Consider the following 26,148-nt stretch of genomic DNA (forward strand, 5'->3'; position numbering starts at 1 on the left):
TGATAGATTTGAGTATTAGTCAAACAGAGGAATGTAGCCTAATGCGATACTTCCTTCTCCAAGGTGTGTACCAATAACACTACCAAAAGTTGCTAGAGAAACCTCTGCACTAATGTTACTTTCGAGTAAAGATTGACGTAAGGTCTCTGCTTTGTCAACTGCGTTAGCATGAATAACGATAATTTCATATTTTCCTGAAGAAGTCCGTTCCTCAACAAGTTCAATAAGTCGTTTAGTTGCCTTCTTCTCCGTCCGAATTTTTTCAAAAACTTCAATCACTCCATGATGATTAAAATATAGAATTGGCTTAATACTTAGTAGATTTCCTAGAATAGCAGCACCATTTGAAAGGCGCCCCCCTTTAACAAGATGATTCAGATCATCAACCATGATAAAGGCGCTAGTCCCGTCAATCTGAACATTAATTCTTGTGAGGATTTCATTGAAATCTAGTCCTGCTTCTGCCCAGTTGAGTGCAGATTGAACCATGATTCCTAATGGGGCGCTGGTAATCTTGGAGTCTGGAAAAGCGATTTCTAACTGAGGAAATTCATCTTTTAAGAACTGAATGTTTTGATAAAAGCCAGAAATACCGCTAGAAAGAAAGAGTCCCAGAACGTGAGTATATCCGTTTCCCGCTAAAGTAGAAAGCAGATCTTCCAATTCAGCTATACTAGGCTGGCTTGTTTTGGGTAATTCAGCAGAGAGTGCCATTTTTTGATAGAATTCTTCTGCAGTCAGATTTTTCCCTTCAACGTATGTTTTCCCATCAATGAAAACTGGAATATCCAGAATAAATAGATTTTCCTTTTCTAAGACTTCCGATTTTAAGTAGGCTGAGGAATCTGTAATAACAGCTAGTTTCATTTAGAACTCCAAATTAATACCTGGTAAATCCAGGGCGATCTCTGTCACTTCATAAGTCAAGCGGTTAAGCATTGATAAGCAAGGTTTAGCTAATTGCTCTACTTCTTCTTGATCAAATTCACTTGGTTCGCCAATGATTCGACCTTGAATATGGTTAACTTGAGAAATCACTCCACTAATCACAAAGGCTTCAAAAACGATCATGTAATTCAAAATAACAACCAAAGAAGTTACTTGATTTTCTTGATCATGATTCAATAGTTGAAAATTGACATCGACTTTTGTTTCGGGTGTTCCGTTTTCTTTTTCCCATTCAAAATTACGTGCATCAAAGTGATATTGGCTGACGAATTCTTTTTCGCGTTGTAGTTCCATTGTTGTTCTCCTAAAAATTTGCGTTATGTAAATTATAGCATAATTTTCAATCACTGACTATAGTTTGCTTCTCTCTTGCTCATTCTCCTTTTCTTCATAATAAATAAAATTATCTACAAAAAAGGACCTCCGAAGAAGTCCAATATTATACTTATTTTGACAATGGTTTGCGTAAGAATCCAAAGATAATACCACTGACTACTGCACCAATCAAAACATATACTAGGTAAAGAATTGGGTTGTTTGTCAATCCAATAACGAAGATACCACCGTGAGGGGCCATGAGTTTGATTCCAGTAAGACCTACAAGAGCACCTGTAAGGGCTGAACCTACGATAAAGCTTGGAATAGCGCGGGCTGGGTCAGCAGCACCAAATGGAATCGCACCTTCTGTGATGAAAGAAAGTCCCATGACAATGTTTGTAATTCCAGAATTGCGTTCTTCCTCAGTGAATTTATTTTTAAAGAAGAGAGTAGCCACAAATACTGCTAGAGGTGGGACCATACCAGCAGCCATAACCGCTGCCATAACAGGTGATCCACCAGTTGAAACAGTACTTGCGAGTGTACTAGTACCAAATACGTAAGCAGCCTTATTAACTGGTCCACCCATATCGACCGCCATCATACCACCGACCAAGAGGCCAAGAAGGACAGCTGAACTTCCGCTCAAACTAGCAAGGAAATCGTTGAGGGCTGTATTGATTGCAGACATTGGAATATTAACAGCCAACATCAGGAATCCAGTAACTAATACCCCAAGAAGTGGCAAGAGCAAAATTGAACGGATACCTTCAAGTGAGCGAGGTAGACCTGCAAGTAATTTGCGAAGGACTAAAATCACCCCACCAGCTAAGAAACCACCGACCAGAGCTCCAAGAAAACCAGACGATACGCCTACCAAAGAAAGCGTCTTTTCACCACCTGCAGCGTAAGCAACGCCACCAAAGGATGCGCCACTGCTAGCAATCGCACCGGCTACGAAACCAGAAACCAGACCTGGTTTTTCAGCGATTGAGTAAGCAATGTAACCGGCCAATACTGGTAACATGAAGCCAAAGGCTGCTCCACCAATTGATTTAAACTGCGCTGCAATCTCATGATAGCTTCCTAGATTAGAAAGCTGATCTTTTGGTACACCTAAGATCTGATCCAGCAAGAAGGCGATAGCAATCATAATCCCGCCACCGATAACGAATGGCAACATTTGGGATACACCACTCATCAGGTGCTTATAGAAAGCGCCACCCAGACTAAGTTTTTCGTTGCTAGATTCTGCAACACCACCGGAATTAGTAGCCTTGTAAATCTCGGCCTTTCCTGAAAGAGCCAAATTGATCAGTTCTTCTGTCTTACGGATACCATCCGCGACTGGACGATTAATTAATGGTTTGCCATTAAAACGATCCATCTCTACTGCCTTGTCAGCAGCAATAATAACAGCCTTAGCATTTTTAATATCTTCAGCTGTTAGCTTATTTCCAACACCGCTGGCACCATTGGTTTCAACCTTGATGCCGACACCCATTTCAGCTGCGACCTTTTGTAAGGCCTCTTGAGCCATGTAGGTATGCGCAATCCCTGTAGTACATGCTGTTACAGCTACAAGGAAGTCTCCACCTTTATTTGCGGGTTCAACCACAGCAACTTCTTCCGCTTTTTCTGAAGCTTGGTCAAAGAGCTCGATCACTTGATCAGGCGAAGTCACTTGGCGCAATTTATCCGCAAAGCCATCTTTCATCAGGTATTGAGACAATTCTGCCAAGGCTGCCAAGTGAGTATCATTAGCACCTTCTGGAGCTGCAATCATGAAGAATAAATCAGTTGGTTGTCCATCTAGACTTTCATAATCGACACCCTTGTTTGACTTAGCAAATAGAACTGTTGCTTCTTTAACAGCAGAATTTTTGCTGTGAGGCATAGCGATTCCGTCACCCAAACCAGTGGAAGTTAGAGCTTCACGCGCCAAAATTCCCTCTTTAAAAGCTTCAAAGTCTGTTACATAACCGTGATCAACCAAGCTTTTAATCATCTCTTCGATGACAGCTGTTTTTTCAGTTGCCTGCAAATCCAGCAACATGACATCTTTTCTCAATAGGTCTTGAATTTTCATCGTTTTTCTACCTCAACTTTTTCATATATTTCTTTAATAAATTCAGCTGTAGCCAAGTCATCCGAGAAGGTAGTTGCAGTTCCACAAGCTACTCCCCATTTGAAGGCTTCTACTGCATCTTTAGATTTGACAAATTCACCTGTAAACCCAGCAACCATTGAGTCGCCAGCTCCCACTGAATTTTTGACTGTTCCCTTGATAGGTTTTGCGAAGTAAGCTCCCTCAGATGTGACAAGAAGTGCACCGTCCCCAGCCATAGAAATGATCACATGCTGTGCTCCTTTGTCTAAGATTTGACGAGCATATTTCTCGATTTCATCTAAACTTTCTAGTTTCACCCCAAAAATATCGCCTAGTTCGTGATTATTTGGTTTGACCAAAAGTGGCTCAAACTCCAAGGAATCAAGTAGTGTTTGTCCTTCGAAGTCACAGACTACTTGCGCTCCTGTTTTCCTGGTTAATCCGATCAGGTCTTTGTATATAGTATTTCCTAAATTTTTAGGACTACTTCCAGCAAAGACTACTGTATCATCAGAAGTTAGGGAAGCAAGAATACTCTTTAATTCCTCCAATTTCAGGCTAGAAATGTCAGGACCAGGTCCGTTAATTTCTGTTTCGGCATCTGCCTTTATCTTGACATTGATGCGTGTATCTTCCTCAACTTCTACGAAGCGACTGGAGATTCCTTCTTCTTCAAGTGTATCTGTGATAAATTTGCCAGTAAAGCCACCGATAAAACCAGTTGCTTTGTTATCAATACCTAATCGTTTTAGAACACGACTAACATTGATACCTTTTCCGCCGGCAAACTTGTCATCACTATCCATCCGATTGACACTTCCTATCAGGACCTTATCCAAACGGACAATATAGTCAATGGACGGGTTTAATGTTACAGTATAGATCATACTTCAATCACCTCCGTTTTTTCTTTAATTTTTTCCAACAAAATGGACGAAATTTTATTAGTAATTATTTTTGCTTTAGCAAGAGGAGCTACTTTGACAAAGGATACTTGGTCCAGTTTTGATGAGTCTGATAAGACATAAGTTTGTTTTGCGTTTTCCATAATGGCTCGCTTAACAGCTCCTTCTTCCATATCTGGTGTTGTATAGAAACTATCATCAATTCCATTCATTCCAATAAAAGCTTTATCAAAATTCAGTTGACCAATTTGATTGAGAGCTATACCTCCTATACTGGCATCTGTAGATCTTTTTACTATTCCACCCACGATAACTGTAGAAATATTTCGCTCTACAAGTTTTGATGCATGATGAATAGAATTGGTTACGATCGTTACTCTGTGGTTATGAATTGCTTGTATTAACAACTCATTTGTAGTACCAGCATCGATAAAAACCACATCATGATCCTGAATAAGGCTGGCAGCTTTTTCTGCAATTTTCTGCTTAAACTGAATGTTTTTGATAGATTTTTCTTGATTGCTTTCTTCTTCTTGTAAAAAATGAATGTTTTCTGCACCGCCATGAATCCGTCGTAGTTTCTGTTCGCTTTCTAATTCATCTAAATCGCGCCGGACGGTTGATTCTGAAGTTTTTAGAATATGAACTAAACGATCTAAGGAAACTGTTCGATGATCTTTTAACTGTTCTAAAATCACTTGTTTTCGTTCTGACTTTAGCATATCTCTCCCTCCTGAAACAGCTTACATTTATCATTATACACCAATATTTTCCAAAGTCAAGCATTTTCTTTCATTTTCTATCACAGAAGAATATAAAAAAGAGGATGAAATTAGATCTCAAACCTCTTTGTTAATTTTTAGGATTTTCTTCTAAATCGTTTAAGAGCAACACCAGCAAGTCCAAAGAATCCAGCTACCGCAGCTATAATTCCTATTTGCTCTGTTTTTACTCCTGTAGCAGATACGTTTTGTTTTGCTTTAGAAGACTTATCTTGTGTTTGGTGTATTGCTTCACCCTGATAGACGTTTTTAGCATCAACAGGCTGATCTTTAGCAGTTTCTTTAGCTGCATTCTTAGCTCTTAATTGATTGTGTTTAGCTTCTAATCTAGCATGAACTTCTTGATAGAGTTCCAAAAGACTCTCTTCAGCTTTGTATTTTGTTTCTTTTGCGGCAAGATCGGCTTTGGCTGATGCAACTGCCTTACGAGCCTTAGAAAGCTGTTGAGGAGCTTGAGCTAATTGTTTGGCTCTTTCTTGAACTTGTTTCAAGCGTACTTGAGAATCAATTAATTGCTTTCTTGCTTCAATTGTATTCGCTTTAGTAGATTGTAAAGCTGCTCTTAAAGATTCAAGTTTTGAACTTTCTGCAGCTAATTTCTCTCTTGCTAAATCTAAAGCCAATCGCTTAGGTTCTAACTCTGCTTCGTATCTTCTAGTTGCATTCTCAAGTGCTTGCTGTTTGTCAGCAGTGTTTCTTGCAGCAGCCGCTACACGATCTTGAGCATTCAGAAGCTGATATTGAGCGTTTGCTAAAAGTTGCGCTTGGTCACTTGTTTGTGACTGGAGATCATTTAGTTGACTATTTAAAATACCAGCTCTTACTTCGCGATTTGTTTTTTCAACTTTTAAGGCAGCAATTTCATTTTTTAAAGCAGCATATTTTTCATTTGTATTCGTCCGTGATTGGCGTGCACTAGCTAGTAAGTTTTCGTAATCAGCTAGGCTCATCAAGGTTCCGTTTTGCAAGCGTTGGTTCAAGTTTCCTACTTGATGGAAACCAACTGTTGCAGTTCCATTTGTTGAACTGTACTGATTAGGAACAGTGTTATAAGATGCAGAAATTGCAGTTGCCTTATTATCCAACATTTGCAAGTAATGACCAACTCTTGCGAATTCAGCAGCACCAATTTTCATATAAATATCATTGGCATCCAGCTGAGATTCGTCTGTTGGTAAGTTATAGCGTGCAGCGATCTCTTGATACAATGCTTTTTCACTGTACCAAAAATCAACTGATGCCTTAGGTGTAAAGCTGATAGCCACATTTTCATTTTTTATATACTTAAACATGTGGCGACCGTTTTGTTCGAAAAAGGCTGATTGAATTTGGCTGGCAACATTTGCATATGGATCAACATATAATGGAGGTAATCCTGCCTGTGCTCGATAGTTATTTATTGCTCGAATAACTTCTACAGCTTTTAAATTATTTTCAAGAGTCGCTGAGCTGGTAGAGTCGCTGCCAACTGTTAACCCATCTTCAGCTTGGGACCGTTTGTATAAAGCGAGTGCGTTAGCTGCAGCATCTCTAATTTCTTGAGTTGCTCCTTGGCTTTGCAAGTTTTGAAGGAGCTCTTGATAGGTATTAGCAGCTTGTGTTGTTGTTTCAGTTTGTGGGGTATTTGCCAATTCAGCTTCTTTTTGATTAATTGCAGTCTGAATCTGGTTGATTTCATTTTGGTTTGTCTGGATAGCTTTTTCAAGATTAGCTGTATTACTTGGTGAATTAGCAATATTTTGCTGAACGGCTACAAGATTAGCTTGCTTAGCTGTAAGTTCTTGATTCGCTTGTTCTTCTTCTGCTTTTGCCTGAGCTAGTTCTTGTTCTTCCCTAACGATAGGTGCTTTCGCTTCGTTATATTCTCTTTCGGCAACGTCTACCAAAGTTCGTTGTCCGACAACGACATTTTCCTGTTGTTGAACTGCTTGTTCTGAAGGAAGTTCTTGATTTTGCGAGTTGTCTAGTGAAGCTTGCTTTGCATTCACTTCTGCTTCAGCTTTATTTACTTCTGCTTTTGCTTCGGCCACAGCTTCTGGACTAGCTTCTTTGTTGATTTCTTTTGCTTGATTAAGCTGTGCTTGAGTGTTTTGGCTTGTCTCTTGAGCCTTTTCAAGTTCATCTTTAGCTTTTTCAACAACTTCTTTTTGGGCATCGACTTGTGCTTTCGCTAAATCTTTCTGAATCTCCGTCACTTCAAGATCATTTTGCTCTGATCGATGAGAAGGTTTTGTTAACTCATCAGCATTTACATGATTTCCTACAACTCCTGAAATCAAAGTAGTTGCTGCAATCCCCGTTGCAACAACAGATTTTCCTAATTTCTTTTCCATTTCTCTCTCCAAATCCTCCTAATTTTTATATTGATATTTATTCATACCACTTCGCTTGACTCATTCTATCATGTCTATGTGAAAAACAAAGATAAAATTCGTTTCGTTTTCATAGCTTTTTGATTACAATTTGATGACTATTTGCAAATGTAAGTTTTTTATAAAATAATCAAAAAATCAGACTAGATGCCTGATTTTTGGGATATTTCTTATCATTTTTGGCGACCTTTGAGAACAGCTTCTATAATTGCCATTCTGACAAAGACTCCATTCGTCATCTGTTCAACAATACGTGATTTTGGTGCTTCAACTAAATGGTCAGCGATTTCTACATCTCGGTTAACTGGAGCTGGATGCATTAGAATAGCTGTGTCTTTCATACGGTCGTAACGCTCTTGAGTCAGACCATGCAGTCTGTGGTAGTTTTCTTTAGAAAAGATGGATTCATAATCATGACGCTCGTGTTGAACACGCAAGAACATCATAACATCTACCTTGTCAATAACTTCATCGATTGTTACAAATTCACCATAGTGAGAGAATTCTTCACTTCTCCATTCTTCTGGTCCTGCAAAATAAAGCTCTGCTCCCAATCGTTTAAGAATCTGCATGTTAGATTTAGCTACACGTGAGTGATCTAAGTCACCAGCAATTGCAACTTTCAATCCTTCGAAGTGTCCAAATTCTTGGTAAATTGTCATCAAGTCTAGGAGACTTTGACTTGGGTGCTGACCTGAACCATCACCGCCGTTGACGATGGATGTAGTAATGGTTGGGCTTTCCACTAGCTCTTTGTAGTAGTCTACTTCTGGGTGGCGAATGACACAAATGTCAACTCCGAGTGCAGACATGGTCAAAATAGTATCATACAAGGTTTCACCTTTGTTGACTGAACTGGTTTTCACATCGAAATCCAATAGGTCGCAACCCAATTTCAATTCTGCTACTTCAAAGGCCTTGTGGGTTCTTGTTGAAGGTTCGAAGAAAAGATTGGCCACGATATGCTGTTCGTCATAGTTGGCTTTTGCTCCATTTTTAAATTCAATTCCTCGTTTGATTAAGGCCATTACTTCTTCGTTTGACAAAGTTTCCATTGAGACAAGATTTTTAAGAGCGATTTGGTTAGATGACATGATAAGATCTCCTTTGTGATAATAATTAGAGCTCTATTTCAATTTTTTCTGTAAGACAAGATTGAAATAAATGGTGAACAATTTTTAAAATCAGATGTCAGACCTAATTTTTAGGTTCTGGCAGGACAAGATAGAGGACGATTCCCAAGATAGTTGACAAGGCTACACCTGAGATTTGCAGACCCGACAGTTGCAAGGTCAGACCACCGATACCAGAAACCAATATGACACTGGCAATCAGTAGATTCTTTTTGTTATCAAAATTAGTCTGGGCTTCTATGAGAATTTTAAGTCCACTTGAGGCAATTACACCGAAGAGAGCAATGGATATTCCACCTAGAACTGGACTCGGGATTGATTGGAGCAAAGCGGAAACTTTTCCGACAAAACTCATGACGATGGCAAGAACTGCAGCACCAGCTATCACATAGACGCTGTAGATTTTATTGAGCGCCATGACTCCGATATTCTCTCCATAGCTAGTCACTGGCGGTGCTCCGAAAAGCCCCGCAATAATCTGAGCTAGCCCATCACCAGTCAAAGTTTTATCTAAGCCCGGATCTTTGAAGAAATCTTTTCCTGTCAAGCTATTTAATACCATGACGTGGCCAAAGTGTTCTGTCATAGTTACAAAGGCGATAGGTGCCATGGTTAAAATCGCACTAGGGTAAAATTTTACATCATAATCTAAGAAAGGAAGGCTCATTGGCGGAAGATGAAACCAAGATGCTTCACCAACCTTTGCAAATGAGACAATCTCTTGTCCAGTTATTGCACCAAGAATTAAACTAAAGAAGTATCCAACTATCAAACCTAGTAAGACAGGAATGATACCGATGATTTTTTTTCCATATATGTTAAAGAGAATGACTGCTAACAAGGTCACCATTCCAATAGTGAAATAAGTCAAATCATAAACCTTTTCACCATTAGCTCCTGTCTTATTCATAACGTCGCTAACAGCTGTGCCAGCTAAACTCAGACCGATGACCATGATAATTGGTCCTACAACTACAGGAGGTAGGATTTTATCAATCCAGGCGTTTCCAGCAAACTTAACAATCATGGCTACGATAAAATAGACCAAACCACCTGTGATAGCACCTTGTGCTACCGCTCCGATACCATCAGTTTTCATCAATAATTGCATGGCTGCTATATAAGCAAAGCTGGATCCCATATAGGCTGGTATCTTATACTTGGTAACTGTGAGGTGTGCTAGGGTTCCCAGGCCGCTTGAGAATAAGGCAACTGCTGGATCAATCCCTACTAAGATTGGGACTAGAACAGTCGCGCCAAACATAGCAAACAGATGCTGGAAGGATAAGCCTAAAAGCAAGCCAGGTTTTGGCATATCGTGAACATCATACTTTATTTCTTGATTCATATAGATTATTATTCCCCTTTTATTAAGATACGATCTTGACCATCAGTTTCGGTCATTTCTACAATGATTTCTTCTGTTCTACTAGTTGGAATATTTTTTCCAATATAGTCAGTTCTAATTGGTAATTCCCGATGGCCTCGGTCAACCAAGACTGCTAGGCTAACGCGCGAAGGTCTACCGTGGCTTACGAGATTGTCAATGGCCGCCCGAATGGTACGACCTGTGTAGAGAACATCGTCAATCAGAATCACTTGACGGTCAGTAATATCTACAGGAATCAAAGTCGTATCTTCTTCCTGACTCTTTTTATCATCTCTAAAAGGTTTTGTATCAATTTCAGCTACTGGAATATCAATTTGTTCCAATTGTGCTAATCGTTTTTGGATACGATGAGCCAAGTGAACTCCACGAGTTTTAATTCCCGCCAAGACTACTTGGTTCAATTCTTTATTGCGTTCGATGATTTCATAAGTAATCCGTGTGATCGCACGGTTCATTGTAATATCATCAACAACTTCTTTTGTTTTCATGAATACCCCCTAAACCAATAAAAAAGTCTCCTTTTTCAAGGAGACTACAGAATAATTTGCTGGGTGTGCAAACAAGACGCACCTGTATATGCTCAACCCAATTTCTACTTGCTCCTTGTCTACCTCTCTGGATAGAATTAAAGGATTATTTAATTGTTAATACTTTATCACAATTTCCAAACAATTTCAAGAATTAAATTCAAATTTTAAGCAAAAAATAGATTATTTATCCCAGAACTCCTTCTTTTTCTTGTTTTTTATGTCTGTCTATTTTTTATTAGCTCTAAGAGACTCCTTTTCATCAATGATTGGCAAAGACTTTTCATCTTTTGCTTCAGATCTTGACGTGGCTTTAGAAGGTTCTTCTTTTTTAAGTCCATCAGCTTTTTTTCTTTAGCTTCCTTGTTATTGTCAATGTTATCCCCCTGAACATCAGGAAAATGCTGCGCGATTGCTTTTGGAATTTTATTTTCATTTGATTCAAGCTCTGCTTTGGGGATATAATTGTCGCTGACATTGATAAAAGTCACAGTCTTATTTGGTTCCTGAAGTGCTTAAGTTATGATTTTATTCTTGTTCATATCCAAATTATCTAAAGAAGTAAATTGATTAATTCCATCCAGTTTTTCAGCTCATTTTCACCTAAGTTTAAATTCTTCAAGGAAGGCTGAGAGTGACTAGAAACCAAAATAAAGCAAAAAAGGAAGCAGGATACTTTCCCACTTCTTCTTTGATTTTAATTTTATATATTTGAATGGTTATTTATTATGGCTATTTAAGGACAGAATAAGCTTGGACAGTTGCATTTCTCAAGCTTAACCGTATGAGATTACTTTTCCGACTTTCAGACAGTCAAACGACAATCTGAAACACAAAAATCTAGCTCTATATCGCTTCTGTAGTGAAACTACGACTTTCCAGCACCTTCAGCATGGCATCAGCTGTGTCCAAGGCTGTGAAGAGTGGTACTCCATGCTCAATAGCTGAGCTACGGATAATTTGACCATGCTTGTCAGCTGTTCGCTTGGTTCCGACCGTGTTGATAATAGCCTGAACCTTTCCCTTGCGGATATAGGCTGGAATGGCTTTGTTATCATCACTGCCGATTTTTTCCACCAGACGGACGTGTAGGCCGTGATTTTCAAAATAGGAGGCTGTCCCCTTAGTTGCCCAGATACCATAGCCAATATTGGCAAAACGCTGTGCCAGCTGCAGGGCTTCTTCCTTGCTATCGTCTGCAATAGTAAAGACGACATTACCAAAGTTTGGCAGATGGAGATAGGAAGCCTCAAAGGCTTTGTAGAGTGCTTTTTCGAGCGTGCGATCACTGCCCATGACTTCGCCGGTAGACTTCATCTCTGGTCCCAAAAGACTGTCAACCTTCGCCAGCTTGGTAAAGGAGAAGACTGGTGCCTTGATATGAACCATGGAACTTTCTGGATGGAGACCATCTTCATAGCCCAGCTCTGCCAAAGTTTCCCCAAGAATTAAACGAGTCGCTACTTGTGCCATTGGAATATCAGTCACTTTGGACAAGAAAGGAACGGTCCGGCTAGCCCGTGGATTGACCTCAATGACATAGACCTGCTCATCTTTGATGACGAACTGAATATTCATCATGCCGATACAGTTCAGTCCCAGAGCCAAGCGTTTGGTATAGTCCGCAATGGTATCCTTAACTTTCTGCGATAGAGTTTGTGGCGGATAAGCCGCCATGGAATCCCCTGAGTGAACCCCTGCCCGCTCGATATGCTCCATAATCCCTGGAATCAAGACCTGTCGACCATCAGAAATGGCATCCACTTCGCACTCATCACCAACAATATAAGAATCAACCAAAACCGGATGGTCTGGACTGGCCTTGACCGCTGTCCGCATATAAGAACGTAGATCCGCTTCGTTTTCTACAATTTCCATGGCACGGCCACCCAAGACATAGGAAGGTCGCACCAGAACGGGGAAGCCAATCTTACGAGCAGCCTCTACTGCTTCCTCTTCATTAGTAGCCGTCTGACCCGGCGGCTGCGGAATATCCAGCTCCTTCAGGGCTTGCTCAAAGAGATCCCGATCCTCAGCCCGATCCAAGTCCGCCACTTGGGTACCTAGAATCTTAACACCAGCCTTGGACAGTGGCTCTGCCAGATTAATGGCTGTCTGCCCACCAAACTGAACGATAACGCCTTTAGGCTGCTCCAGCTCAATGACATTCATGACATCTTCAAAGGTCAGCGGCTCAAAGTAGAGCTTGTCAGAGACAGAAAAGTCAGTTGATACAGTCTCAGGATTGCTGTTCATGATAATCGCTTCGTAGCCAGCTGCCTGAATAGTCTTTACAGAATGAACAGTCGCGTAGTCAAACTCGACTCCCTGCCCGATTCGGATAGGACCTGAGCCCAGCACCAGAACAGATTCCTTGCTGGATTTGACCGATTCATTTTCAAAGCCATAGGTGGAGTAGAAATAAGGCGTCGCAGACTCGAACTCAGCAGCACAGGTATCCACCATCTTGTAAACCGGCACAATCTTCTGCTCCTGCCGGATGCGACGCACCTGCTCAGCTGTCATGCCCCACAAGGATGCAATCTTAGTATCCGCAAAGCCATTTTGCTTTGCCTTCTTAAGCACATAGCTATCTCCGATATGACTGACCAGCTCCTGCTCAATTTCGTAAATATGGAGCAGCTTATCTAGGAAAAAGACATCAATCTTGGTCAGCTCAGCAATTTCATCCGGACTATAACCACGGCGAATAGCCTCTGAGATATAGAAAAGTCGGTCATCTTGCGCCTTGACAATCTTCCTCATCAGCTCGTCATCACTTACTTTACTTAGAGCAGGCAGCTCGTTATGGTCCACACCAACTTCCAGAGAGCGGCAGGCCTTGAGCAGGCTCTCCTCAATATTGCGGCCGATAGCCATGACTTCGCCTGTCGCCTTCATCTGGGTTCCTAGACGGCGCTCACCCTGCTCAAATTTATCAAATGGAAAACGCGGAATCTTAGCGACTACATAGTCCAGAGCTGGCTCAAACATAGCATAAGTAGAGCCTGTCACTGGATTGATGATTTCATCTAATGTAAGCCCGACTGCGATCTTCGCCGCCAGCTTGGCAATCGGATAACCAGTCGCCTTAGAGGCTAGGGCTGATGAGCGGGAAACCCGTGGATTGACCTCGATGACATAGTACTTAAAGCTATGCGGGTCCAGAGCCAGCTGCACATTACAGCCGCCCTCAATCTTCAGCGCTCGAATAATCTTGAGACTGGCGTCCCGCAACATCTGGTATTCATAGTCTGAGATGGTCTGACTAGGTGCAAAAACGATAGAATCACCTGTGTGGATGCCGACTGGATCAAAGTTTTCCATATTACATACGACAAGCGCATTGTCTGCACCATCCCGCATGACTTCGTATTCGATTTCCTTAAAGCCCGCTATAGAACGCTCGATCAGACACTGAGTCACTGGAGAGAGTTTGAGGCCGTTTCCTGCGATTTCCTGTAGCTCTTCTTCATTGCTACAGATACCGCCGCCAGTTCCTCCAAGTGTAAATGCCGGACGGACAATGACTGGATAGCCGATGCCATCCGCAAATTCCAGCGCTTCATCAACTGTATTGACAATTTCTGACTCAGGGATGGGCTGGCCTAGCTCTTCCATCAGCTGCTTGAAGAGGTCTCGGTCTTCCGCTTGGTCAATAGCTGATAACTTAGTTCCCAAGAGTTCCACTCCCAGCTCTTCTAAAAGTCCTGACTTGGATAGTTCCATGGCCATATTGAGTCCGGTCTGGCCGCCCAAAGTAGGCAGAAGAGCATCTGGCCGCTCCTTGCGCAATATCCGCGCAACAAACTCCAGCGTGATAGGCTCGATATAAACCCTGTCCGCAATTTCCTTGTCCGTCATGATGGTTGCTGGGTTAGAATTAACCAAGACAACACTGTAACCCTCTTCTTTCAAGGACAGGCAAGCTTGAGTCCCAGCATAGTCAAACTCCGCAGCCTGGCCGATGACGATAGGACCAGAACCGATGACCATAATTTTCTGAATATCTTTACGTTTTGGCATAGTGCACCTCTCAATCTTGCTTCCTAGTAAGCCTGATGGGCATCCATCATTTCCATAAATTCATCAAAGAGATAATCTGCATCATGCGGTCCCGGCGCAGCATCTGGGTGGAACTGCACAGAAAAAGCAGGATAATCCCGATGGCGCACACCTTCGACAGACTTATCATTGATTTCTTCATGAGTCACAATCAGGCATTCCGGCAACCCCTCACGACTGACTGCATAGCCATGATTTTGACTAGTAAAGTCAACTCGGCCTGTCGCAATTTCACGAACTGCGTGGTTGAAGCCACGGTGGCCGAACTTCATCTTATGCGTCTTTGCACCGTTAGCCATGGAGAAGAGCTGATGCCCCATACAAATTCCGAAAATTGGAATCTTGCCTTGAACACCGCGAATCATGTCCAAAGCCTCAGGTACATCTTCTGGATTTCCCGGTCCATTTGACAACATAACCCCGTCAGGATTAAGCTGGAGAATTTCCTCAGCGCTTATATCATAAGGTACCACTGTCACGCTGCAATTGCGTTTGGCTAACTCCCGCAGGATAGAATGCTTGAGTCCAAAGTCCACCAATACCACGTTTCGACCAGTTCCCGGAGCAGGATAAGACTGCTTGGTAGAAACCTGCTTAATGTTATCAGTTGGCAGAACTATAGACTGAAGCTGGTCTTGTAAACGCTCAATACTACCATTCGCATTGGCAATGGTTGCCCGCATAGTTCCATATTGGCGTATAATCTTAGTTAGTGCCCTTGTATCAATCCCTGATATTCCTGGTATCTTCTTGATTTTGAGGAACTCATCCAAAGACAATTGCTGACGCCAATTGCTAGCACGTCGTGCATACTCATAGACTACCACTCCCTTGCAGGTCGGCAGAATAGATTCATAGTCGTCCCGATTGACACCATAATTTCCAACTAAGGGATAAGTAAAGGTCAAAATCTGTCCGTTATAAGACTGATCCGTAATTGATTCCTGATAGCCTGTCATGCCCGTGTTAAAGACGATTTCGCCTGTTACGAGAAGATCTGCTCCAAAAGCTTCCCCTTCGAAAATCATGCCATTTTCTAATATTAAAAGTCTCTTTGCCATTGTTCCCTCCTGTCTAAGATGCAGACTGCTTATGACCATCTACATAAGATATATAATAATAGGGAGTGAGATAGCTTGCTCCACTCCCGGCTTACTGTCCGAGATTATTGTCGTCCTTTCAGAACTGCTTCAATAATAGCCATTCTAACAAAGACACTGAGTCAGTCGCTTCTGAATGCGATAAGCCAAGTGAACCCCACGGGTCTTAATGCCAGCCAAAACAACTTGGTTTAGGTCCTTGCTGCACTCAATGATTTCATAGGTAATCCGCGTAATCGCACGATTCATGGTGATGTCATCAACAACTTCTTTTGTTTTCATTTATTCCTCCTCAAACAACAGAAAAAGCCTCCTCATACAAGGAGACCTCAGAAAAATCTAATCAGGCAAGCTAAAACAAGACGCACTTGCTTACACTCCACCCATCTTTTTACTCGCTCCTTGTCTATCTCTCTGGATAGAATTAAAGGATTATTTAATTGTTAATACTCTATCACAAATTAAAAACTAATTCAAGAAAAAAATGTATTTTTATGCATAGATAATAACAAAATTGTGTTTAATTTATCATTTGTCTCTTTTTAGGAAGTCTTCTTCTTTGAAAAAGAGAACGATTTCACACCGTAAAAGATAAATCCAAAGACCAAATAGGCTACAAAGATGATTAAGCATCTTTTAATGACATAAGGCCATTGGTGTTTAAAGACATTTAGGAAAAAGTAAGGAAATGGATTATCTTTAGCATTGGGAATATCAATCTTTAAGAAAAAACCATTAAAGAGAGCGAATGCCATATAAAGCAAAGGTAAACTAGTCCAAGAAATTGGATCAAACCAACGGTATTGACGTGCTTTGTCAAAAACTAAAGTATCCAAAAGAAAAGCAAGGGGAACTATATAATGACAAAGGAAATTCTCTAAACGATAAAAGTCTGTCGCAATTGGGGCCAGTAAAAGGTGGTAAACTACGCAAGTAATCATGATAGACATGGTCACACCACCCTTGATTCTAAGTACTCCCACTGACTGCCATTTATCATCTGCCCTTGTCATGAGATAGATAAGGTAGCCGGTAAAAAGCAAAACTAAAAGATTTGACAGGACTGTATAATACATGAGCATACCCCAACCATATTTAGATATTTCGAGATATACTCCGAGGAAGCTTAGAAAAAAGAGAATGATACGATATGCAAAAATCAATCTACGATTCATACTTACCTCAGATTTTCTTTACAAACTTTGACTTGAGCTTCATCGCACCGAAGCCGTCAATCTTACAGTCGATATTGTGGTCACCTTCTACAATGCGGATATTTTTCACACGTGTACCTTGTTTGAGATCTTTAGGTGCACCTTTGACTTTCAAGTCCTTGATTAGGGTAACAGTGTCACCATCAGCCAACTTATTGCCATTGGCATCAATAGCTACCACTCCTTCTTCTACCTCTTGAACGTCAGCTGGGTTCCATTCATAAGCACATTCTGGGCAAATTAAAAGTGCACCATCTTCATAGACATATTCTGAGTTACATTTTGGACAATTTGGTAAAGTGTTCATTATTTTCTCCCTTTTAAAATATACTGATTTATTATACTCTATTCTGCGACTTTTGACAAACTAGTTAGGATTTTTTCCCTAATTCCTGGGTCCTCTTGTAGGCAGCTTGAACGGCATCCATGACTGTTCCTCGAAAGGCATTTTCTTCCAGACTAGCTACCCCTGCAATGGTCGATCCGCCCGGACTGCAGACCTGGTCTTTGAGCTGGGCAGGATGTTTCCCACTGGCTTTGCTTAGCTTTGCAGCGCCTAAAAGAGTCTGATTGGCAAGCTCAAGCGATATATCGCGACTAAGTCCTGCACGGACACCCGCATCCGCTAAAGCCTCTATAAAGAGATAGACGAAGGCTGGTCCGCAGCCAGCAAGAGCTGTCGCTGCATCCAATTGCTTCTCCTCTAGTTTAACTAAAAGGCCAGCCGAAGACAGAAGCTCACGCAACAAGTCTTCATCCGCTTGATTCGCCTGCTGAGATAAGCTATAGGTAATAACACCCTCACCTACAGCTACTGGTGTATTAGGCATGATCCGAATCCAACGATGGTGGCTAGGTATTAATTTTTCCAATGTTTCCAAAGGCAGACCCGCAGCCATCGAAACCAGCAGAAGAGAATCCCGTTTTTCTAGAATCTCCCGATATTCAGCCAATAAGTCAGCAAATTGAGCTGGTTTGATACCCAGAAAAATCACCTCTGCCTGAGCAAAAACTTCTGCATTACTGACCGGCTGGCCACCAACTTCCGCAGCAATTTTTTCAGCTTTGTCTCGACTTCGATTAGCCAGTAGTAATTCGCTTCTATATCTTTCATCTTGGGCAATTAGGCGAGCTAAACTGCCACCCATATTTCCCAGACCGATAAATCCAATTTTCATCATTATTTCCTCACTTGACCAGTTCCTTGGATGACGTACTTATAGCTAGTCAACTCTTTCAGTCCCATAGGACCTCTGGCATGCAGTTTCTGAGTAGAAATCCCCATTTCACAGCCAAGTCCAAATTGACCACCATCAGTAAAGCGGGTTGAGGCATTGACATAAACTGCTGCGCTATCCACCTGCTCTGTGAAGTAAGCTGCCGCTGCATCGTTCTCCGTCACAATGGCATCCGAGTGATGAGTGCTGTGAGCCTCAATATGCTCCACCGCTTCTTCCAGCGAAGAAACCAGCTTGACAGCTAAGACATAATCCAAAAATTCGGTATCAAAATCTTCCGGTTTAGCTTGCGAGCCCGAGATATACTGAGCCGCTTTCTCATCCAAACGCAATTCAACAGACTTTTCTTGTACAGCATCACGATCTGTCACCAAAATCTTTTGTAAACGTGGCAAAAGGTCAGCTGCAATCTCTTGATGAACTAGTAGTACTTCCATGGCATTGCAGACAGAGGGGCGACTGGTCTTGGCATTCTCAATAATCGCCAAAGCCTTGTCCTGATCAGCATCCTTATCTACATAGACATGGACAATTCCAGTACCTGTTTCGATAACCGGCACTGTCGCATTTTCCACGACCGCCTGAATTAGTCCAGCACCTCCGCGAGGAATGAGCAAATCCAGATAGCCCTTGGCTTTCATCATAGCCTGGGCGGAAGCCCGACTGGTATCAGAAACCAACTGGATACAATCCGGCGAAATCTCCGTCTGAGCCAAGCCTTCTTTCAAAGCTGTGACAATAGCTAGCGCAGTCTGATAGGCATCCTTGCCACTTCTGAGGACGACTGCACTGCCACTCTTTAGAGCCAGAGCCGCAGCGTCTGAAGTGACATTAGGCCGACTTTCGTAGATAATCCCAATCACGCCCATAGCCACCCGCTGTTTACTGATGACAAGGCCGTTATCAAGCTCGGTCCTTTCCAAGACTTGCCCTACAGGATCCTCCAAGTCAATCAACTGGCGAATGCCCTCTGCCATAGCAGCAATCCGCTCCTCATCCAGATAGAGGCGGTCCAGCATCACATCTGAAATCTTACCTTTAGCAGCGTTCATATCCAATTCATTGGCTGCTAAAATATCCGCACGAGAAAGCCAGAGCTGCTTTGCCATTTCTTCTAGAGCATGGTTTTTTTCGGCAGTTGTGGCCGTATTGATCGTCTTCTTAACTTTCTGAACCTTTTCAAAAATCGCTTGTGTTGAGGTCATCGCTTCTCCTTTCCTCGTCTTCTAAAATTCTGCAAATAAATCATTCAACTCCGGCGTCAAAGAGATCCAGTCATCCCGATGAATGACAACACCTTTAGGCTTATTGGACTTGAGCATATCTTTAAGAGCTGACTTGCCAAAGCGCACGCGCCCTTTACCAAGAATAGCTCCACTGCCTTCTTCGTAAACTGTCACTGTATCCTGATAGGCAAAGTTCCCCGATACAGATACAAGACCGGACACCAACAAACTTTTTCCCTTATTTCTGAGAGCGTCGGCTGCTCCTTGGTCTACATAGATTTCCCCTTGACTTTTAGCATAGAAAGCTAGCCATTGCTTCTGCGTTTTTAGTCCCTTTTCCTGAGCTAAAAAGAGGCTGCCATCCTTGGTTTCCTCCGCAGCTTCCAGCAGAGCATCATTCTTGAGCGAGGAGCAGATATAGACCGGAACACCAGACATGGTCGCCAGAGTTGCAGCCTTAATCTTTGTCAGCATGCCACCAGTTCCGTTACTTGATCCAGCGCCACCTGCCATATCAATCAACTCAGAAGAAATCTTCTCAATCTTTTCAAGCCGGCGGGCATCTGGATTGATAGAGGGATTAGCCGTGTAGAGTCCATCGACATCTGTCAAGAGCACCAAGAGGTCTGCCTGAACCATGGCAGCCACTTGAGCACTCAGTGTATCATTATCCCCGACCTTGAGCTCCTCAATAGCCACCGAGTCATTTTCATTGATGATAGGAATAGCGCCACGATTCAGCAAGACAGACAAGGCCTGATGGGCATTTTTGTAACGCCGCTTATCTGCAAAATCATCCTGGGTCAAAAGAATCTGAGCAGATATGATTTGTTTCAAAAGAAGATTGGTTGTATATTCCTCCAAAAGCAAACCCTGTCCTACCGCAGCTGAAGCCTGTTTATCCGCCACTTTGGTCGGACGCTTTTTAAAGCCCAGAGAAGAAAAACCTGCCGCAATAGCTCCTGATGAGACCAAGATCAACTCATGTCCCGCCTCATGCAAAAGAGCCAACTGCCGAGTAATTTCCTTTACTTTGGCGCGTGACAGACTGCCATCTGCATTTGTCAATGACGAAGTTCCCACTTTAAATACGATTCGCTTTGCTTTCATTTCCTTTTCCTTCACTGCTAGATTGTCTTATTATACCATGATTTACGGAAAATAAAAACGACCGTGATTGAAGCGGTCGAGGGGTTGAAGGACGTTATTTTACTTGAACGGTATACAGCGAGCCTTAAATAACTGTTCGTCAATTTTAAAGCTATCTTTGATAAAATAGCTTCAACTAACTAAAATCTTTTCTATTAAGAACGTAAAAAACTGCGACCAATCGATCACAGTTTTGAACAAATCTTTTGAACATTTCTTAATGGAATTGCATGCCACCATCAACGATAATAGTTTGACCAGTAATGTAGTCTGAATCTGGCCCTGCTAGGAAGCTAACAGCTGCTGCAACATCTTCTGGTTCAGAGAGACGTTTCAGCGTGATATCTTTAGCGAATGTTTGCATCCCCCACTCATCATCTTTGCCAGCATTTTTACCAACTTCATGAGCGATATCAAACATCATTGGTGTCTTCACGATACCTGGCGCATAAGCATTAACTGTAATTCCAGAGTCGGCTAAATCACGCGCTAATGTTTGAGTGATTCCACGAACCGCAAATTTCGTACCACCGTAGACTGTCAAATTTGGATTTCCCACAACACCTGCCTGAGATGTAGCGTTGATAATCTTGCCTCCATGGCCAAGAGCCTTAAATTGTGCTTGAGCAGCTTGAGATCCCCAAATGACGCCACCTACGTTAATGGCAAAAGTACGTGTAAATTGTTCTTCTGTGATGGTATCAAGTGGTGTTGTTGGTGCTACACCAGCATTATTGACAACAACATTTAAATCCCCAAAATGATTAACGACTTTTTGGAAGGCGGCAGCTACCTCTGCTTGTTTAGACACATCTGCAACTACAGCAAAGGTCTTAGTAGCAGATAACTCTGCAACAGCCTTTTCAACAGTTTCCGCATTATAGTCCAATAGTCCGACTTTAAATCCATCTTGAACCAAGCGCTTTGCAATCGCAAAACCAATCCCTTGACCTGCACCTGTAACAATAGCAACTTTTGACATATGATTCCTCCTTGGTATCCATGATACCGCGACACGTTCATAGCTGAACAGCAAAGGGTTTACAAGTTAGTTATGGCAAAAAATTTCATTATGAAACTTCTGTCAGAGCTATGGTACGATTATACAACTATGTGAAAACTGTGTCAAATTTTTGCAGTTTTATAGATTATTGATAAATCCTATGATGTATCTTGTAGCAGGTATATTAGGAACTTGTAGCATTACTTTAATTTTTTTGGTTATGAAATTTGGGGATAAAGCACAGTTCCGATATGTCATAACTAAACTATCTTGATTAGGCTTGATTGGGCTAAACTCTAATTGATAGATATTCGGGTGATAGGGAAATTTAACTTGGCACATGATTAATTTCTCCTCTTTAATATAAAAAAACAGCCTCAAGCAGCTTCAAAAGCTCCTAGGGACTGTTTTGTATTTTAATAATGAATGAATCTGATTATTCTTGACGTAGCTTTTTCAAGGTTTCTTGGAAAATTGCTGGCACTTCAGCTGTAAATTCCAACACTTCACCAGTTCGAGGATGGGTAAAGCCCAGCGTTCGCGCGTGCAAAAATTGGCCATGTCCTTTTAAAGTCTTACGAGGTCCATAGACCTCATCTCCAGCTACAGGGTGTCCGATGTAGGCCATGTGAACGCGGATTTGATGAGTTCGTCCTGTTTCCAACTGAAGCTCAACCAAGCTATAGTCACCAAAACGTTCCAAGACTTGGAAACGCGTCAGAGCTGACTTGCCTTTGGCCGTCACAGCCTGCTTCTTGCGGTCTTTTTCGCTGCGGCCAATCGGTGCTTCAATCACTCCACGGTCATTAGGTAGATTTCCATGAACAATAGCCCAATACTTGCGTAGGGATTTCTTATCCTTGAGCTCATCAGCCAGAGCCACATGGGCTTGGTCATTTTTTGCAATCATGAGAAGCCCTGAAGTGTCCTTGTCGATCCGATGGACAATCCCGGGCCGGAGAACACCATTGATGCCAGACAGGTCTTTGATGTGATACATAAGAGCGTTGACTAGCGTACCGCTTGTATGACCTGCAGAAGGATGAACTACCATTCCCTGAGGTTTATTGACAACTGCCACGTCCTCATCTTGATAGACGATTTCTAATGGAATATCCTCAGGAACATACTCAACTTCCTCAACCTCTGGTAGTTCGTAAGAAATGACATCGCCCTCTTTAACAGTGTACTTAGCTTTTTTTACCAAGCCATTCACTAAAATCTTGCCTGTCTTAATTTGCTCGTTAGCTAGGCTTCTTGACAAATCAGTTAAATCAGCAACGGCTTTATCTAAACGCGCCCCAGCCTGCTCAACTTTCACTTCCATTAGTTTCTTCCTTTATGATGACTAGGAGCATGATTAAAACTCCAAAAGTTAGATAGGTATCCGCAACATTAAAGACTGCAAAATTGATAAAATCAACTTGGAACATATCGACAACAAATCCTTGGCGCAAGCGATCAATAAAATTACCTAAACCACCTGCAATAATCAAGGTCAACCCACTGATAAGCCAAAATGAACCTTTTATATTTTTTATCAAATACCAGATGGCTCCACCAATCACTAGGAGTGTGATAATTGTAAAGAGCCACTGCTGATTCTCTAAAATAGAAAAAGCAGCTCCTGTGTTTTGAAGATATGTTAGGCTCATGATTGAAGGAATGAATCCCTTAACCTCACCTAATTTAATATTAGAGACAATAGTCCACTTAACCAACTGATCTAAAACAATCAGCAAGACAATCGTAAGGGGAATGGTTATTTTTCTTCTCATACTTTTCTCTTCTTCTCAAAATATTCTTTCATAACAGCTACAAACGCCTCTCCAACTTGAGATAGTTCAACCTCAGACCGTTTGACATAAACCATTTTATTATCTAGAGCATCTTTGACAGGAATCACTGTAATGCCATTCACACTATTACTATCCAAGAAACCTGATCCAGTCGCATAGGCATCTGTTCTTTCTAAAATACCATTCAATGTGGCCCGGTCTGTCACATTGAACATCTGGGAACTAGCACTGGTATCGACCAAGTTTTCAGAATAATAGAGATACTCATCTTTTTCTTGAGTAAATCGAACGGTAGGTAGGTCAGTCAAATCATCCATAATCAATTCTTTTTTATTGGTCAACGGATGATCCTCCCGTAGATAGATATGCGTCTGGAAAGGAATGAGTTCAATAACCTCTAAACCAAGCTTGTCTATCTTTTGCATAATTCCCTTAGTGTTCTGATTGTTAAGATAGATGATTCCAATCTCACTATGACCTTGGGCTATTTCATCTAGAATCTGTACAGTAGTCGATTCAAATATCCGAAAATTCTTATATGCTGGATATAACTTTGAAAACTCTGTGATAAGAGGGGGTAAGAAATCATAGTGCTGACTAGCAATAGAAAACTCATCTTTTTCTTCCTCAGGATTAGCATACTGATTTTGGAAAATATCAAACCCCTTTACCAATTCTTGAGCCCGCTCATAGAACTCCATTCCACGACGAGTTAAAAAGGTCCCACTACTAGTTCTACGAAAAATTTTAAATCCAAGTTCTTTTTCCAAATCTCGAACAGAAATGGAAAGACTCGGCTGACTGACATACATTTTTTCAGCGGCCTCGCGAAAAGTACCACTATTTGCAATAGCAACCACGTATCGTAATTGTTGAATATTCATTTTATCTTCCTCATATAAAGTATTGATATTATACCATAAATTCACTCTTTCATAAAGAAATGGAGGGTCTCTAAACTAGAGATCCTCTTTTACACTATTCTGATAATGCAAATATGTCTTTTAAATACAGGAAAGTTACTCTTAGAACAACAACTAAAGCGATTAGCACTTCACATACATAAATAATTTGTCCAGCAATTCCTATATTATAATGCAGTAAGAAAGCTTTTAGGGCTGTTGCTGAAATCACTAAAGGAAAAGTAAAGGCGGAAAATCCTGCAGAAAAAGGTCTTCTCAAAAGACTTGGAAGTTGATATAGGATAAAGAAATAAAGTATCTGCCCAAAAACGATAAGGAATAAGAGCAAAAGATTGTTTGGATTTGGGAAACTAGCTACATAAGCTGCTGTTATCAATGAAACCGGAGCACAAAACGTCGTCATATTCGGCAGAATCGCTTCTGTTAGTCCAATCTTAAAAGTCTTATAAAAAACAATTGGCAAAACTAGAATGGAAGCAAGAAGACAATACCAAAAAATTATCTGTCCTAGCCAGTATTGATGAGATACAAAAATTGTCAAAGGAGCTACACCAATTCCTACAAACAGAACAGTCCAAGAAGGATAAATATTTTCCCGCTTGAAGGGAATAACAAATGAACAAATGTAATAAACCATCAATAGAATTAGACCAAGCAAACTAATCCACCAAAGGAACAAAGCCAAGAACATGGTCCAAGCTCCTAAAAATGTCCAACTTGCCAGATAACTTGAAATCAACATCCCTTGCATGAAAAAAGTCGGAAAGACAGAAGCAATAAGAGGATCTCTTAACTGATTTCTGACCAACTTTCTGTATGAGACCATGCCAAATACAAGGTGAATAAAAAAGAGAACTGCTAGTCCTGCAAAAAAATAACGTAAGATTTGGCTCCAACTTCCTACCAAGTTTCCAATGGCTAACAAACCTAAAACGAGACCGGATTGGACCAATAAGGGTTCTCTTCTCTTTATCTTCATAATTTCTTCTCCAAAATGGCTAAAGTTAAACTAACCATGACCTTTTTATAAATTATCTTTTCTTTCCAGGTAAACTATTTCCGACTTTTTCTCAAAACCCAACCTTTGATATAATCTCAAGGCACCAGTGTTTACAACTTCAACAACTATTTGACAAAGTCGACCATTGATTTTGTGTAAATCGTTTAGAATATATTTGACCAGATAGGATCCTAATCCTTGGCCTTGATATCCTCTTTCCACAGCCAAACCAAATAAGTAATTGGTTCCTAAGCTGACATCTACCGAACAAGATGCACGAACTCGTCCATCCTTGCGTAAAACATATAAGCGACAAGTTTCATCAAGTACAGCCTCTCTGGCATACTTTTCTGCACAAGTCAATGTACTACCAAACTCTTGCGATTGAAAATTTGCGATATCACTAATTAAACTTAGGTCTGCTAAAGCAACTTCTATGTCTGAAACATCTTCCAAATAGAATTGACGAGAATCTTGTTCCAGCCAAATCTCATTCTCATCTATGTTAGCAGAATATTTATTCCAAAAATCTGGATGTCGATCTAAAAAATTAGTTTCTGAAACATAATGGATATTAATAAGCTGATAACGCTTAGCGGTCTTCTTAAATTCATTTACTAGAGCCTTAGCTATGCCTTGACAGCGATAAGCAGGAGCAACGTAAATAGACACTTCTGCTTCATGTGGTTCATCAGCATATATTGATAAAAAGCCAACCAAAGCCTCGTCTACAAACGCTAAGATAAAAGCAGGCATTTTGGGATTGTCATTATAATTGCTGTCTAAATATGGAATTCTATATGTATGATCTACTTGGTTACATTCTTTTACTATCGAAAATGCATCATTCTTTTCTTTGTCAGACAATTGAACTCTTACTTGTATATTCATCTTACACTCCTAAATTGTTATGGACATTATACCACATAATACAATTTTACTCTCC

Annotated in this window: 22 protein-coding genes and 1 pseudogene; all 23 read right to left on the reverse strand. The window is 41.2% G+C overall.

What is annotated here, in order from left to right:
* Positions 1–15 precede the first annotated feature (15 nt).
* The 23 genes and pseudogenes from O3640_RS03505 to O3640_RS03615 all read right to left on the reverse strand — a co-directional run bounded on the left by O3640_RS03505 (position 16) and on the right by O3640_RS03615 (position 26,093).
* Positions 16–867, reverse strand: coding sequence for a DegV family protein (locus O3640_RS03505; RefSeq protein ID WP_008808693.1), 852 nt, complete (start codon positions 865–867; stop codon positions 16–18).
* A complete protein-coding gene (locus O3640_RS03510) occupies positions 868–1,242 on the reverse strand; it encodes a DUF1149 family protein (RefSeq protein WP_008808694.1) in 375 nt (124 codons plus the stop codon).
* 151 nt (positions 1,243–1,393) lie between these two features.
* Complete coding sequence (locus O3640_RS03515) at positions 1,394–3,355, reverse strand: fructose-specific PTS transporter subunit EIIC (protein ID WP_008808695.1); 1,962 nt, start codon at positions 3,353–3,355, stop codon at positions 1,394–1,396.
* Positions 3,352–4,263: a 1-phosphofructokinase gene (gene pfkB, locus O3640_RS03520; RefSeq protein WP_195321702.1), complete on the reverse strand. Its 912-nt coding sequence runs from the start codon at positions 4,261–4,263 to the stop codon at positions 3,352–3,354. Before pfkB ends, O3640_RS03515 begins: the two co-directional genes overlap by 4 nt.
* The gene (locus O3640_RS03525; protein WP_060970480.1) at positions 4,260–5,003 is read right to left on the reverse strand and encodes a DeoR/GlpR family DNA-binding transcription regulator; all 744 of its coding nucleotides are present in this window, start codon (positions 5,001–5,003) and stop codon (positions 4,260–4,262) included. Before O3640_RS03525 ends, pfkB begins: the two co-directional genes overlap by 4 nt.
* A gap of 137 nt (positions 5,004–5,140) precedes the next feature.
* A complete protein-coding gene (locus tag O3640_RS03530) occupies positions 5,141–7,396 on the reverse strand; it encodes a CAP domain-containing protein (protein WP_060970481.1) in 2,256 nt (751 codons plus the stop codon).
* Positions 7,397–7,608: 212 nt separating this feature from the next.
* A complete protein-coding gene (locus O3640_RS03535) occupies positions 7,609–8,529 on the reverse strand; it encodes an aspartate carbamoyltransferase catalytic subunit (protein ID WP_008808699.1) in 921 nt (306 codons plus the stop codon).
* A 103-nt stretch (positions 8,530–8,632) separates the two neighbouring features.
* The gene (locus O3640_RS03540) at positions 8,633–9,916 is read right to left on the reverse strand and encodes a uracil-xanthine permease family protein (protein ID WP_060970482.1); all 1,284 of its coding nucleotides are present in this window, start codon (positions 9,914–9,916) and stop codon (positions 8,633–8,635) included.
* A gap of 8 nt (positions 9,917–9,924) precedes the next feature.
* A complete protein-coding gene (pyrR, locus tag O3640_RS03545) occupies positions 9,925–10,446 on the reverse strand; it encodes a bifunctional pyr operon transcriptional regulator/uracil phosphoribosyltransferase PyrR (RefSeq protein WP_046165616.1) in 522 nt (173 codons plus the stop codon).
* Positions 10,447–11,331: 885 nt separating this feature from the next.
* Positions 11,332–14,511: a carbamoyl-phosphate synthase large subunit gene (carB, locus tag O3640_RS03550; protein WP_195321712.1), complete on the reverse strand. Its 3,180-nt coding sequence runs from the start codon at positions 14,509–14,511 to the stop codon at positions 11,332–11,334.
* A gap of 23 nt (positions 14,512–14,534) precedes the next feature.
* Positions 14,535–15,611, reverse strand: coding sequence for a carbamoyl phosphate synthase small subunit (locus tag O3640_RS03555; protein WP_306552663.1), 1,077 nt, complete (start codon positions 15,609–15,611; stop codon positions 14,535–14,537).
* 156 nt (positions 15,612–15,767) lie between these two features.
* Positions 15,768–15,932, reverse strand: a pseudogene (locus O3640_RS03560) (bifunctional pyr operon transcriptional regulator/uracil phosphoribosyltransferase); the annotation flags it as partial.
* A 260-nt stretch (positions 15,933–16,192) separates the two neighbouring features.
* The gene (locus tag O3640_RS03565) at positions 16,193–16,825 is read right to left on the reverse strand and encodes a Pr6Pr family membrane protein (protein WP_195321717.1); all 633 of its coding nucleotides are present in this window, start codon (positions 16,823–16,825) and stop codon (positions 16,193–16,195) included.
* A gap of 7 nt (positions 16,826–16,832) precedes the next feature.
* On the reverse strand, positions 16,833–17,171 hold the full coding sequence (locus O3640_RS03570) for a zinc ribbon domain-containing protein YjdM (RefSeq protein ID WP_371586697.1): 339 nt from the start codon (positions 17,169–17,171) through the stop codon (positions 16,833–16,835).
* A 64-nt stretch (positions 17,172–17,235) separates the two neighbouring features.
* The gene (gene proC, locus O3640_RS03575) at positions 17,236–18,042 is read right to left on the reverse strand and encodes a pyrroline-5-carboxylate reductase (protein ID WP_195321719.1); all 807 of its coding nucleotides are present in this window, start codon (positions 18,040–18,042) and stop codon (positions 17,236–17,238) included.
* Positions 18,043–18,044: 2 nt separating this feature from the next.
* The gene (locus O3640_RS03580) at positions 18,045–19,307 is read right to left on the reverse strand and encodes a glutamate-5-semialdehyde dehydrogenase (protein ID WP_195321725.1); all 1,263 of its coding nucleotides are present in this window, start codon (positions 19,305–19,307) and stop codon (positions 18,045–18,047) included.
* Positions 19,308–19,328: 21 nt separating this feature from the next.
* Positions 19,329–20,438: a glutamate 5-kinase gene (gene proB / locus O3640_RS03585; protein ID WP_195321727.1), complete on the reverse strand. Its 1,110-nt coding sequence runs from the start codon at positions 20,436–20,438 to the stop codon at positions 19,329–19,331.
* A 256-nt stretch (positions 20,439–20,694) separates the two neighbouring features.
* On the reverse strand, positions 20,695–21,459 hold the full coding sequence (locus O3640_RS03590; RefSeq protein ID WP_082307656.1) for a (S)-acetoin forming diacetyl reductase: 765 nt from the start codon (positions 21,457–21,459) through the stop codon (positions 20,695–20,697).
* A gap of 457 nt (positions 21,460–21,916) precedes the next feature.
* Positions 21,917–22,807, reverse strand: a complete 891-nt coding sequence (locus tag O3640_RS03595; protein ID WP_008808712.1) for an RluA family pseudouridine synthase — start codon at positions 22,805–22,807, stop codon at positions 21,917–21,919.
* Entirely contained in the window at positions 22,791–23,258 is a 468-nt protein-coding gene (gene lspA, locus O3640_RS03600) for a signal peptidase II (protein WP_045634858.1), read from the reverse strand. Before lspA ends, O3640_RS03595 begins: the two co-directional genes overlap by 17 nt.
* Entirely contained in the window at positions 23,255–24,163 is a 909-nt protein-coding gene (locus O3640_RS03605) for a LysR family transcriptional regulator (RefSeq protein WP_048779550.1), read from the reverse strand. Before O3640_RS03605 ends, lspA begins: the two co-directional genes overlap by 4 nt.
* Positions 24,164–24,257: 94 nt before the next feature.
* Positions 24,258–25,181, reverse strand: a complete 924-nt coding sequence (locus O3640_RS03610) for a TDT family transporter (RefSeq protein ID WP_195321729.1) — start codon at positions 25,179–25,181, stop codon at positions 24,258–24,260.
* A 45-nt stretch (positions 25,182–25,226) separates the two neighbouring features.
* Positions 25,227–26,093, reverse strand: coding sequence for a GNAT family N-acetyltransferase (locus O3640_RS03615; RefSeq protein WP_195321731.1), 867 nt, complete (start codon positions 26,091–26,093; stop codon positions 25,227–25,229).
* Positions 26,094–26,148 lie beyond the last annotated feature (55 nt).

It is taken from the genome of Streptococcus sp. 27098_8_75 (assembly GCF_041432475.1).
GTDB lineage: Bacteria > Bacillota > Bacilli > Lactobacillales > Streptococcaceae > Streptococcus > Streptococcus gordonii.

Bases quoted from the DNA above. Each gene is read 5' to 3' on its own strand.
- O3640_RS03505 (WP_008808693.1), bottom strand. From the start codon at position 867: ATGAAACTAGCTGTTATTACAGATTCCTCAGCCTACTTAAAATCGGAA.
- O3640_RS03510 (WP_008808694.1), bottom strand. From the start codon at position 1,242: ATGGAACTACAACGCGAAAAAGAATTCGTCAGCCAATATCACTTTGAT.
- O3640_RS03515 (WP_008808695.1), bottom strand. From the start codon at position 3,355: ATGAAAATTCAAGACCTATTGAGAAAAGATGTCATGTTGCTGGATTTG.
- pfkB (WP_195321702.1), bottom strand. From the start codon at position 4,263: ATGATCTATACTGTAACATTAAACCCGTCCATTGACTATATTGTCCGT.
- O3640_RS03525 (WP_060970480.1), bottom strand. From the start codon at position 5,003: ATGCTAAAGTCAGAACGAAAACAAGTGATTTTAGAACAGTTAAAAGAT.
- O3640_RS03530 (WP_060970481.1), bottom strand. From the start codon at position 7,396: ATGGAAAAGAAATTAGGAAAATCTGTTGTTGCAACGGGGATTGCAGCA.
- O3640_RS03535 (WP_008808699.1), bottom strand. From the start codon at position 8,529: ATGTCATCTAACCAAATCGCTCTTAAAAATCTTGTCTCAATGGAAACT.
- O3640_RS03540 (WP_060970482.1), bottom strand. From the start codon at position 9,916: ATGAATCAAGAAATAAAGTATGATGTTCACGATATGCCAAAACCTGGC.
- pyrR (WP_046165616.1), bottom strand. From the start codon at position 10,446: ATGAAAACAAAAGAAGTTGTTGATGATATTACAATGAACCGTGCGATC.
- carB (WP_195321712.1), bottom strand. From the start codon at position 14,511: ATGCCAAAACGTAAAGATATTCAGAAAATTATGGTCATCGGTTCTGGT.
- O3640_RS03555 (WP_306552663.1), bottom strand. From the start codon at position 15,611: ATGGCAAAGAGACTTTTAATATTAGAAAATGGCATGATTTTCGAAGGG.
- O3640_RS03565 (WP_195321717.1), bottom strand. From the start codon at position 16,825: ATGAATCGTAGATTGATTTTTGCATATCGTATCATTCTCTTTTTTCTA.
- O3640_RS03570 (WP_371586697.1), bottom strand. From the start codon at position 17,171: ATGAACACTTTACCAAATTGTCCAAAATGTAACTCAGAATATGTCTAT.
- proC (WP_195321719.1), bottom strand. From the start codon at position 18,042: ATGAAAATTGGATTTATCGGTCTGGGAAATATGGGTGGCAGTTTAGCT.
- O3640_RS03580 (WP_195321725.1), bottom strand. From the start codon at position 19,307: ATGACCTCAACACAAGCGATTTTTGAAAAGGTTCAGAAAGTTAAGAAG.
- proB (WP_195321727.1), bottom strand. From the start codon at position 20,438: ATGAAAGCAAAGCGAATCGTATTTAAAGTGGGAACTTCGTCATTGACA.
- O3640_RS03590 (WP_082307656.1), bottom strand. From the start codon at position 21,459: ATGTCAAAAGTTGCTATTGTTACAGGTGCAGGTCAAGGGATTGGTTTT.
- O3640_RS03595 (WP_008808712.1), bottom strand. From the start codon at position 22,807: ATGGAAGTGAAAGTTGAGCAGGCTGGGGCGCGTTTAGATAAAGCCGTT.
- lspA (WP_045634858.1), bottom strand. From the start codon at position 23,258: ATGAGAAGAAAAATAACCATTCCCCTTACGATTGTCTTGCTGATTGTT.
- O3640_RS03605 (WP_048779550.1), bottom strand. From the start codon at position 24,163: ATGAATATTCAACAATTACGATACGTGGTTGCTATTGCAAATAGTGGT.
- O3640_RS03610 (WP_195321729.1), bottom strand. From the start codon at position 25,181: ATGAAGATAAAGAGAAGAGAACCCTTATTGGTCCAATCCGGTCTCGTT.
- O3640_RS03615 (WP_195321731.1), bottom strand. From the start codon at position 26,093: ATGAATATACAAGTAAGAGTTCAATTGTCTGACAAAGAAAAGAATGAT.